The sequence below is a fragment of the Microcystis sp. Msp_OC_L_20101000_S702 genome, from assembly GCF_007095705.1.
GTDB lineage: Bacteria > Cyanobacteriota > Cyanobacteriia > Cyanobacteriales > Microcystaceae > Microcystis > Microcystis ichthyoblabe_A.
This window is the reverse complement of record NZ_SFBO01000091.1, coordinates 1-8868: the sequence shown is the minus strand read 5'-3', so window position 1 is coordinate 8868 and position 8868 is coordinate 1. Positions and strand designations below refer to the sequence as shown.

17 protein-coding genes are annotated in these 8868 nt (G+C 42.5%); 11 read left to right on the top strand and 6 right to left on the bottom strand.

Going from position 1 to position 8868, the window contains the following annotated elements:
- Nucleotides 1-266 precede the first annotated feature (266 nt).
- The 5 genes from EWV60_RS10140 to EWV60_RS10120 form a co-directional block, all read right to left on the bottom strand.
- On the bottom strand, nucleotides 267-473 hold the full coding sequence (locus EWV60_RS10140) for a hypothetical protein (protein ID WP_002779193.1): 207 nt from the start codon (nucleotides 471-473) through the stop codon (nucleotides 267-269).
- 18 nt (nucleotides 474-491) lie between these two features.
- Complete coding sequence (locus EWV60_RS10135; protein ID WP_287232159.1) at nucleotides 492-797, bottom strand: hypothetical protein; 306 nt, start codon at nucleotides 795-797, stop codon at nucleotides 492-494.
- Nucleotides 797-946 (bottom strand): hypothetical protein, encoded by a 150-nt coding sequence (locus EWV60_RS10130; RefSeq protein ID WP_287232157.1) that lies wholly within the window; start codon nucleotides 944-946, stop codon nucleotides 797-799. The genes EWV60_RS10135 and EWV60_RS10130 overlap by 1 nt, the downstream gene beginning before the upstream one ends.
- Before the next feature lie 268 nt (nucleotides 947-1214).
- On the bottom strand, nucleotides 1215-1835 hold the full coding sequence (locus EWV60_RS10125; RefSeq protein ID WP_002779196.1) for a hypothetical protein: 621 nt from the start codon (nucleotides 1833-1835) through the stop codon (nucleotides 1215-1217).
- A 564-nt stretch (nucleotides 1836-2399) separates the two neighbouring features.
- Entirely contained in the window at nucleotides 2400-3218 is an 819-nt protein-coding gene (locus EWV60_RS10120) for a carbon-nitrogen hydrolase family protein (RefSeq protein WP_287232155.1), read from the bottom strand.
- An 86-nt stretch (nucleotides 3219-3304) separates the two neighbouring features.
- Between EWV60_RS10120 and EWV60_RS10115 the strand changes: the two genes are divergently transcribed.
- The 11 genes from EWV60_RS10115 to EWV60_RS10065 all read left to right on the top strand — a co-directional run bounded on the left by EWV60_RS10115 (nucleotide 3305) and on the right by EWV60_RS10065 (nucleotide 7930).
- Nucleotides 3305-3937, top strand: coding sequence for an HAD-IB family phosphatase (locus EWV60_RS10115; protein ID WP_287232153.1), 633 nt, complete (start codon nucleotides 3305-3307; stop codon nucleotides 3935-3937).
- A gap of 467 nt (nucleotides 3938-4404) precedes the next feature.
- Nucleotides 4405-5076: a PEP-CTERM sorting domain-containing protein gene (locus EWV60_RS10110; protein ID WP_287232151.1), complete on the top strand. Its 672-nt coding sequence runs from the start codon at nucleotides 4405-4407 to the stop codon at nucleotides 5074-5076.
- Nucleotides 5077-5189: 113 nt separating this feature from the next.
- Nucleotides 5190-5429 (top strand): hypothetical protein, encoded by a 240-nt coding sequence (locus tag EWV60_RS10105; protein ID WP_002755261.1) that lies wholly within the window; start codon nucleotides 5190-5192, stop codon nucleotides 5427-5429.
- 6 nt (nucleotides 5430-5435) lie between these two features.
- Nucleotides 5436-5669 carry a hypothetical protein gene (locus EWV60_RS10100; RefSeq protein ID WP_002779205.1) on the top strand — a complete coding sequence of 78 codons (234 nt, stop codon included), beginning with the start codon at nucleotides 5436-5438 and terminating at the stop codon, nucleotides 5667-5669.
- Nucleotides 5670-5857: 188 nt separating this feature from the next.
- The gene (locus tag EWV60_RS10095) at nucleotides 5858-6028 is read left to right on the top strand and encodes a BrnT family toxin (protein ID WP_502705821.1); all 171 of its coding nucleotides are present in this window, start codon (nucleotides 5858-5860) and stop codon (nucleotides 6026-6028) included.
- A complete protein-coding gene (locus tag EWV60_RS10090) occupies nucleotides 6015-6266 on the top strand; it encodes a hypothetical protein (RefSeq protein ID WP_002779207.1) in 252 nt (83 codons plus the stop codon). Before EWV60_RS10095 ends, EWV60_RS10090 begins: the two co-directional genes overlap by 14 nt.
- 190 nt (nucleotides 6267-6456) lie before the next feature.
- On the top strand, nucleotides 6457-6672 hold the full coding sequence (locus tag EWV60_RS10085; RefSeq protein WP_287232148.1) for a hypothetical protein: 216 nt from the start codon (nucleotides 6457-6459) through the stop codon (nucleotides 6670-6672).
- Nucleotide 6673: 1 nt separating this feature from the next.
- Complete coding sequence (locus EWV60_RS10080) at nucleotides 6674-6991, top strand: DUF4258 domain-containing protein (protein WP_002755280.1); 318 nt, start codon at nucleotides 6674-6676, stop codon at nucleotides 6989-6991.
- A complete protein-coding gene (locus EWV60_RS10075; RefSeq protein WP_002795314.1) occupies nucleotides 6930-7208 on the top strand; it encodes a YgiT-type zinc finger protein in 279 nt (92 codons plus the stop codon). The genes EWV60_RS10080 and EWV60_RS10075 overlap by 62 nt, the downstream gene beginning before the upstream one ends.
- A 135-nt stretch (nucleotides 7209-7343) precedes the next feature.
- Nucleotides 7344-7628: a hypothetical protein gene (locus EWV60_RS10070; RefSeq protein ID WP_002739848.1), complete on the top strand. Its 285-nt coding sequence runs from the start codon at nucleotides 7344-7346 to the stop codon at nucleotides 7626-7628.
- Nucleotides 7625-7930: a PIN domain-containing protein gene (locus EWV60_RS10065; protein ID WP_002739492.1), complete on the top strand. Its 306-nt coding sequence runs from the start codon at nucleotides 7625-7627 to the stop codon at nucleotides 7928-7930. The genes EWV60_RS10070 and EWV60_RS10065 overlap by 4 nt, the downstream gene beginning before the upstream one ends.
- 5 nt (nucleotides 7931-7935) lie before the next feature.
- On the opposite strand, the gene EWV60_RS10060 is transcribed toward EWV60_RS10065, so the two are convergent.
- Entirely contained in the window at nucleotides 7936-8703 is a 768-nt protein-coding gene (locus EWV60_RS10060) for an ABC transporter ATP-binding protein (RefSeq protein ID WP_287232144.1), read from the bottom strand.
- Nucleotides 8704-8868 lie beyond the last annotated feature (165 nt).

The following is an 8868-nucleotide window of genomic DNA, read 5'->3' as shown; positions in this document are numbered from 1 at the left end:
CCTTAATCCCCCCTTAATAAGGGGGGTGCCGATAGGCGGGGGGATCTACCCTTGATAAGGGGGGTGCCGATAGGCGGGGGGATCCCCCTTGATAAGGGGGGTGCCGATCCCCCCTTAATAAGGGGGGCATCTGATAATTTTTAACGCCTACCTACTTAGCAATTGTTCACAGTTTGGAGAGTTTTGTATGTTAATCAGAGTTTTAGATTCGGATTGAGTCTCAGGGTTTCGACTTATCCAAAACTCAGATTATCCAAAACTGAGATTTATTTAGTTTTAAGCTGTGAAGATTGGGGAGCGTTTTCTCCTTCTACGACTAAAGATTTCACATGAGAACCTTGGAACTTTTCCATATTGCTCACTCGCCACATAGCCAGGGGAAAAGTAATAGCAAATAAACCAAAAAGTCCCACTAATATCCAGACGATATCGTGCATTTTACGCGAGGAAACCTTTCTAACTTGAGCGTTCATTTTGTCACCTCCTAGGCTTTAAGTTAAGGGTAAATAGGGAAATAGTGGATGCCATGACATGGCCGTGGCGGCAATCATGAGGGCAAAAAACCAAAAGAGAATGGTCTTAGCTTTTATCTGGCGATCTTTCCAAAGATAATGCAGTATCGGCCAACTGACCAACCAGCCAATTAATAACATCGTTTCTTTGCCGGTATAACTGCCGATATTGCCCCACATTTTGCTAGGATTTTTACTGCCAGGTATCCAACTGCCCAAATTCCAAAGAAAAGTTTCTACGGTTTTTGAATGGTCTGCATCGGAAAAATGGTGAGCAACCATCATTAAAAAACAGCCAATACCAGCACTAATAATCGCCGCCGCTGCTGGGCCAGAAGTGGCAGGTTGGCACCTTCGGCTAAACCTTGGGGAAATTGTTTTAAAAAAGCCCAGATTTTTCCATACCAAGGACTATCGACGTAACGTTGAGTCATCAGATTTGTTCCTATTTTTTCAGAGTTCGTAAGTGTCTAAAACCGAAAAGTCCCACCGCTAAAAGTCCCCAGCCGTATTACCAGCAGTAGGGAAACGACCGACGATTTGACTTTGGTTGCTAATGCTGGCCGCCCTCGTATCCGTACCATCGGGGCTAAGTTTACACCCCCTAGGGCGGGAGCGGTGATAGATAACCCGAAAAACGTAGCTAAAACGAGCAAAAGTTTAATTTTGTTCACTTTTGAGGTAAAGTAGCTAAATAAGGGTTTACAGGGCGTGAATTTTGGCAACACCGAGGCCGCTAACGAGTCCACCCATGGCAAAAAACATCATCGCCATCAGGGCAATGCAAGTGACCGTTAACACCGGTCGATTAGCTTTGTCTAGGATTGAGTCGCCGTATTTCCAGAGAATCCAAGTGCAGGCCACGCCTAGGGGTAGGATAAAAAGGACGCTGAATTCGTGGTATTCCATGAGGACGTATTGACCGAGGGGCGAATTTTCCTTTAGCCATGCCCGCGCACCGCCAAATTCTAAACCGGCCCGATAGCGCATATAGGCTAAATTGCCAGTGGCGATCGCCAAAAAAGCGAGGACGGTGGACCAGAAGGTGAGGGTTCGCATTTGCCGCAAAATTTTGCCAGAACCTCTGAGCAGGGGAAAAGCGAGATGACCAGCGTAAACAATCACGACTAGGGCTAATAGGGAACCAAAACCGTGAATTGTGCCTAGCCATCGCTGCCACGGACTCGGATGCAGCAGGTTGACGAAGGGCAGAAATAAAAATAGGCCCGCCGAGAGGATTCCTAGCCCATAGACGCAAACGGTGGCTATATCTAGGGTTTTCGGAAAATCAATTTTTTCTGATTCTGTGGTATAAGATGACATCGGTTTCTCCTTAACGGTCTAGAGAAGCTAAATGGGATTATTTTTCATTTAGCCCGGAATCTTGTTAGAACAAGTCCAGAGAGCATATTTGTCCAACCATCAGAGTATTTTTGGACTGAAGTTGACAATAAATAGAGTCAAGACTTGAATTTCGCCAATTCAAGTCTGAATTGCATCCCTGTCTGCTCTACAGCGTTTCTCGGATATATGAGGTATGTTTTCGCAACTGAGAATTCTTACTTCGGCAAGGTTTAATTTACAATTCACCTTGACGAGAAACGCTACATCTTTATATAATCCCTGATTCGGGGTGCGATAGTCAAGAGATTTTCAAGGAAGATTGTTAATAAAGTTTACGGATATTTTTACCTAGTTCTTCGTTACTTGGTATGGTTTGATCGGGTGGCATAAATCGACTACATCCTTATTAGATGAGCTTACCCTGAGAATCTGGCAAAGAAGGTTAGAAACTCAGTACATCAAAGCTTTTAGCTTAACTAATTAGGTTACCGAGTTAAATACCAAAATTAGGCGTTTTTATCGACAAAATTGTCGAATCGAATTTTAAACAAAAACACGATGCTGCAGGGAAGGCATTTGTCGTCGCACCTGTTGCAGACGTTGGGGATTAATTTCGGCAATTGCCACCCCCACTTCTTCCCCCGCGTCGGCTAAAACCACACCCCAAGGATCGATAATCATAGCGTGACCGTGGGTGTGACGGCGTGCGTAATTATTGCCCGTTTGAGCAGGAGCTATTATATAACAAGTATTCTCGATCGCTCGCGCTTGTAACAAAACTTTCCAATGATCTTTCCCTGTAAAAGCTGTAAACGCCGCAGGTACAAATAAAACATCGGCTCCTTGCTGCGATAAATAGCGATAGAGTTCAGGAAAACGCACATCATAGCAAATCGAGAGGCCAATTTTGCCCAAGCTATCGGAGCCATAAATTGGCGGTAAATCGATCCCTGCCATGACTGTACTCGATTCCTGATAGGTGTTACCATCCGGGACATTGACATCAAAGAGATGGACTTTTTGATAACGGGCTAATTCCGCACCGTTGCCATCGACTAAAATAGCCGTATTATAAGCCTTATCGGGAATACCCGTCACCGGCACGGGAAAACCACCCCCTAAAATGGTCACTTGAAACCTTTGGGCCATGGTGCGGAGGAATTTATCGGCTTTGAGAGCAATAGTCTCAGCCTGGGCGATTTTATCGGTTTCTGCCCCCATAAAAGCGAAATTCTCCGGTAAACCGATTAATTCCGCCCCTTTACCCACGGCAAGTTCGATCAATTCTTCAGCGGCAGCGAGATTTTTCTCTAAATCCGGCTGACTGGTCATTTGAATGGCGGCGGCGAGATAGGATTTCATGGGGGTTGAAGCTCTAGAGTCGGATAATCTCTGTAAAATTAATCATAACCTTCGATTATATCCAATTTCAGATATTTTGTCACCCCATGAGTAAAATTGTTTTCTGTGACTTTGATGGGACTATCACCGCCGTGGAGACTTTTGCGGGTATGCTCAAAGAATTCGCCCCCGATTTATCGGCCCAAATTATGCCCCAAATGTACGCGCGTACTCTCAGTCTGCGCCGGGGTGTCCGTCAACTGCTAGAGTCGATACCGAGCCAAAAATACGCCGATATTCTCGCCTATGCCGAAAGCAAGCCAATTCGCCCCGGATTAGCCGAATTCCTCGCTTTTTTACAGGAGCAATCCATCCCTTTTATTATTATCTCCGGTGGTATCCAAGGCATGATTGAAACGGTCTTAAAACGGGAGGGACTATTAGATAAGGTGACGGCAATTTATGGGGTCAATCTTCATACTCAAGGGGAATATTTGCAAGTTCATTCCGATTGGGAAAATGAGACGGAATTAGTGGCTAAAGCCTTGATTATGGACAAATATTCAGGAGTAGAAACTATTGCGATCGGTGATTCCGTTACCGATATTACCATGGCTAGAAGGGCCGATCTAGTTTTTGCTAGGGATCGTTTAATCGATTATCTGCAAGCGGAAAATCAACCCTATATTCCTTGGGATAACTTTTTTGAGATTCGCGAATATCTGTTATTGAGAGATTAGGGATTAGCTGTTAATTAGGTAGGGGTTAAAAATTGTCAGATACCCTCCTTGGATTAAGGGGGGATCAAAGAGGGCGAATGCAATTCCCCCCTACAATAATATTATTGCGCCAATGGTAGGAGCGCACTGTGGTCAGTGAGTTTATCGAACTGCGTGCGCCCTGTAATATAGATATTTCGACCAAATTGAGATGCACCCAAGATTTTTTTACTACCCTACTCTTAAGGGTAACAATAATTATAAATTTTTGTAAATTTGTGTTGGTTTACACTTGACAAAATCGGGGGGGGTAAAATCCCGTTGTTGCTCTGTCTTGTCATTGAGGAACTAACTTAAAATTTAGTGATTGGCAATTTTGAAAAAACCAATTTTTCTCCCTTGCCAATGTCGCTTAATTTGAGATTTTCTCCTTTAAAGGGCAGTCAGAACATTTATTTGTTTGTTTGTTTTGAGGAAAATTTCTGGATATGAAAACTTCGACTGTGCTTAAAAAGTTATCGATAGTTAGTGCTGGAGCAACATCTATTGCTCTTGCAACCATGGGAACAGCGTCAGCATCTATAATTTTTGATGGGGGTGGTCCAGATCAACAGAATGGAAATGAAATGACGGGATGGGTACAGACAGAGGATTTTATTCTTAGTCAGGATATTGGGACAAGGCTAACAGATGTTCATTTCTGGACCCTTGAGGCTCTAGGTGCATGGGATGGAACCCTCGACTACTTTGTATTTGCAAATGCAGGCGGTCAGCCGGCCGGTACCCCCTTTGCTCAAGGCGCAGGGGCTAACGTGGTGAAGACGGCAACTGGCAAACAACCTTTTGGTCTCAACGAATATGCTTATTCGTTCGATCTTCAGACTCCTCTCGATTTATCGGCAAATACAACATACTGGCTAGGTTTACACCTTTCCAGCAACTTTGACCGGGACGAGATTTATTGGAGTACAACAACTCCAGGTGTTGGTTCAACAGGTCAAGAATCCTCCGGCGGGACTTTCAACAACTGGTCTAATAATGGACAACACCATGCTTTTTACCTAACAGGTCAAAAAGTCCCCGAACCTTCTTCAGTCTTGGGTTTACTCGCCATTGGTGCTTTGGGTGCTGGTTCAGTCTTGAAGCGCAAATTAAAATAAAAAACTGGTCAATCTAGCCTTAAATTGGCAGCGATCGCGCTATATTGATAAAGTGCGATCGCTTTTTTGGGGAGACATTCCAGATTTTTATTAATCTTTGTTAGAATGATGAGATGGGTAATGGCTTTGAGTTGATTGGAGAACTAACAGAAATAGAGATTATCGCCGTCAACCTCTCTATTCGTGAACTCAGAAGGCTAAAAGCGCAGTTTGGGGGTCGTCGATGGCGAAAGCTAAAAGGAGTCGGCTTAGTTCAATTTCCTAATGGAGAAATCCGCAAAGCTGAACTACACTGGTATGAGTCTCATGGTATTGGTCGGCGAAAAATGAAAGTTAAACGAGTTTTGGACTAAATATTTATGCAAACACCAGCATCTAACATTGAATTTGCTATCTGTATTACCGCTGAAGAAGGCGGAGATTTAGAGGTTTGTAAACTTTATCAAGTGTTACCTGATGCTGAAGCGCAAGAGGTGGGATGTTTGCGAGTGATTGACGAATCTGGTGAAGATTATTTGTATCCAGAAAATCATTTTGTCATAATAAAACTTCCTGAAACGGTACAAGTCCAGTTATTAGCAGTCCGCCCTTAAATAGCGAGTAAATTATCTGGGCGTTGCTGATAATAAACGACTTAAGCTGCAATACTGACCTTAGAAGTGATCGCCCTCTATAAATATAGCGTGATAGCTTTTTGTGTCAAAATGATAGAAGTGTGAATAAACGAAGCAAAATTGGCTCTCCCGTACTTGTGATGATAACAAAAAATTGCTGATACAAAATTTTCGATGATCCAGAGCATTCTGAGAGCGAGGAACGATATCTGATTGTTGGCGAGTCAGATCGAGGGCGATTGTTAATTGTATCCTATACTGAAAGAGGAGATGTAATTCGACTCATTAGTGCAAGGGAAGTGACGCAAACCGAACGAGAAGCTTATGAAGAGGGATGAGCCAGAAATGGAAGATGATTTACGGACAGAGTATGACTTGAAGCACCTCCGAGTTAGAAAGTTAGGCTCTGGAAGAAAAAGCTTTGGTGGAGTCACTGTGCGCTTGGAGCCTGATGTCGCGGAAATGTTTCCCACTGCTGATGCGGTTAACGAAGCATTAAGATTGTTGATCAGAGTAACGCGAGATAACAAAACTCTTGCTTCTACAGTACAGGCTAACCTAAAGGCTGAGTCCTGACAAAATGCAGGGCGGGATTGAGTATTTATAAGAAAGCGAAGGGAATGGCGAATAAAGCTATAGTCTCGAATTAGATGCGATCACGCTATATTTGTAGAGGGCGATCGCTTTTTTGTTATGATGGTAGGAGTGTGGATGAATGAAGCAAAATTGAAAATCTATTTCGACGCTTGAATTGAGGAAAATTACTATGAAAGTTAAAACAGATTTGACGATTCCTGAGATTGAGGAAATTAGCAAAGAGGGAGTTAAAGCTCTTGTAGAGAGATTGGGAATTGCTAAAGCGGCCTTCTTTCTAAGAGAAACATCATCCCAACCTCTAAATTATTTAGAAATTAAAGATCAGTTATTTGGCGAAATGACAGCGACGGATATTTACGCTCAAAGTAAAGGCGGCTATCACTGAAATGATTGAGGAAATTCGTCAAAAAGTTAGACAAAACCAATTGGAATTTTCTCAACACGCTGTCAATCAAAGTATCCTGCGTCAGATCAGTGTTCAAGAATTACGGGAGGCGATGGAACAAAGCGAAATTATTGAAGATTATCCGGCTGATAAGTATGGTGCAAGCTGTTTACTTTTGGGATTTACTCTAATTAATAGAGCCTTACACATTCATTGTAGCTATCCCTCTCGCCCTTTGCTCAAAATTATTACCCTATATGAACCCGATCCAAATTTATGGATTGATTTTAAATCAAGGAGAACACCAGATGTCAACTAATTCTAGACAAGAAACCTTAATTGAACAAGAAGTTACCTATACTCTTGAAATCAATGGCAATTTTTTCATTATAGAAAATGTCCCCGCTAGAGTCTGTGTAGAAACGGGAGAGCGTTTTTTTGCACCAGAAACTGTCGAACGCTTGCAGGAAATTGTCTGGGAAAATAAGCGACCAAAACGGGTAATTGAAACACCAGTATTTGACTTTGCTAGTTAGTGTTTAATAGAAAACTGGCAAATCGAGCAACAATTGAAGTCTTAAATTAGGGGCGATTGCGCTATATTTGTAGAGGGCGATCGCTTTTTTGTTTATAATAGTTAAAGACACGATAAATTGATTCAAGTCAAGCCCATGCCACTAACTCTTAATTTAACATCGGAAATCGAACAATATCTCAGCCAAAAAGCGAGGGAGAAAGGTCTTTCTCTAGAAGCTTATGTCCTAAAGTTGCTCAAGGATACTATTTTAGAACAAGAAAAACAGACCAAACTGGTTAATTTACTTCAATCTTGGATTGATGAAGAAGATGAACAGGAACAACAAGAAACAGGTGAATATTTAATCGAAGCACTCAATCAAGATCGTTTATCTGAGCGTCCTTTATTTCCGGCTCACTTAAAGGGAGTAACTTGGTGAATAGAGTAGTTTTATTAGATACGGGAATTATCGGTTTAATTACTAATCCTAAGCGAGCGCCTGAAAGTCTAGCTTGTAATTGTTGGCTACAAACACTAATTAAAGCAGGTATTAGGGTTATTCTTCCAGAAATTGCTGATTATGAGGTGCGTCGAGAGTTGTTACGCGCTAACAAGATTAAAGGAATTAAGCGACTGGATGAGTTAGCTAACTCAATAGAATACCTAGCCATTACAACGGATGCAATGCGAAAAGCTGCTTTATTTTGGGCGCAGGCACGCCAACAAGGACAAATTATCTAAAATCCTTATTCATCCCCTAAATAAGCTTCAATCACTGCGCGATTCTCCCTGACTGTGACTGGATCTCCCAAAGCGATTAACTTACCGAAATCTAACACGGCAATGCGATCGCATAATCCCATCACTAAAGGCACATGATGTTCGATTAACAGGACAGTTAGAGCTAAATTATCGCGAATTTGTCGAATTAGCTGACTTAATGACCCCTTTTCGCTGGGATTCATCCCGGCTGCCGGTTCATCGAGGAGCAATAACTGGGGTTGCAAAGCTAAAGCGCGGGCAATTTCCAAGCGTCTTTGATCGCCATAGGCTAAATTACGGGCTTTTCGGTTGCTTTGGTCGGTTAATCCGACTAAATCTAATAATTCTCCCGCTCTTTTGTAGGTTTTTTCCTCCTCCCTTCTCGAAACTGGTAAACCCAAAATTCCCGTCCAGAGATTGGAGCTATTGTGAATGTGACCAGCGATCGCTACATTTTCTAAAGCCGATAATTCACCAAATAAGCGCAAATTCTGGAAAGTCCGGGCAATTCCTGCCTGAGCGATCTGGTGAGGACGATAATTCGCCAGACTGTCGCCTTGATAAATTAAATCACCACTGGATAGGGGAATTAAACCGGTGATCAGATTAAATAAAGTCGTTTTTCCCGCCCCATTGGGTCCAATTAAGCCAAAAATCTCGTTTTTTTGTACCTGAAAGGAAACCCCATCGACAGCGACTAATCCCCCAAATCGACGGGTTGCCCCGCGCACTTCTAATAAATTTGTCTGCATCATTGTTAAGTAGCTGGTTATAATTAAATTAAAAATGGATTTTAGCTTCGATCCCCCCTGCCCCCCTTGATAAGCTGTCCTTTAGTCACATCTTTCTTAACATTTCAAACCTTTGTAGCACAAGGCTTTCAAGACTCGGTTAACAATTTGTAATATTCCTTGTTG

Coding starts and splice junctions, on each gene's coding strand:
- EWV60_RS10140 (WP_002779193.1), bottom strand. CDS start 473: ATGAACGCTCAAGTTAGAAAGGTTTCCTCGCGTAAAATGCACGATATC.
- EWV60_RS10135 (WP_287232159.1), bottom strand. CDS start 797: ATGATGGTTGCTCACCATTTTTCCGATGCAGACCATTCAAAAACCGTA.
- EWV60_RS10130 (WP_287232157.1), bottom strand. CDS start 946: ATGACTCAACGTTACGTCGATAGTCCTTGGTATGGAAAAATCTGGGCT.
- EWV60_RS10125 (WP_002779196.1), bottom strand. CDS start 1,835: ATGTCATCTTATACCACAGAATCAGAAAAAATTGATTTTCCGAAAACC.
- EWV60_RS10120 (WP_287232155.1), bottom strand. CDS start 3,218: ATGAAATCCTATCTCGCCGCCGCCATTCAAATGACCAGTCAGCCGGAT.
- EWV60_RS10115 (WP_287232153.1), top strand. CDS start 3,305: ATGAGTAAAATTGTTTTCTGTGACTTTGATGGGACTATCACCGCCGTG.
- EWV60_RS10110 (WP_287232151.1), top strand. CDS start 4,405: ATGAAAACTTCGACTGTGCTTAAAAAGTTATCGATAGTTAGTGCTGGA.
- EWV60_RS10105 (WP_002755261.1), top strand. CDS start 5,190: ATGGGTAATGGCTTTGAGTTGATTGGAGAACTAACAGAAATAGAGATT.
- EWV60_RS10100 (WP_002779205.1), top strand. CDS start 5,436: ATGCAAACACCAGCATCTAACATTGAATTTGCTATCTGTATTACCGCT.
- EWV60_RS10090 (WP_002779207.1), top strand. CDS start 6,015: ATGAAGAGGGATGAGCCAGAAATGGAAGATGATTTACGGACAGAGTAT.
- EWV60_RS10085 (WP_287232148.1), top strand. CDS start 6,457: ATGAAAGTTAAAACAGATTTGACGATTCCTGAGATTGAGGAAATTAGC.
- EWV60_RS10080 (WP_002755280.1), top strand. CDS start 6,674: ATGATTGAGGAAATTCGTCAAAAAGTTAGACAAAACCAATTGGAATTT.
- EWV60_RS10075 (WP_002795314.1), top strand. CDS start 6,930: ATGAACCCGATCCAAATTTATGGATTGATTTTAAATCAAGGAGAACAC.
- EWV60_RS10070 (WP_002739848.1), top strand. CDS start 7,344: ATGCCACTAACTCTTAATTTAACATCGGAAATCGAACAATATCTCAGC.
- EWV60_RS10060 (WP_287232144.1), bottom strand. CDS start 8,703: ATGCAGACAAATTTATTAGAAGTGCGCGGGGCAACCCGTCGATTTGGG.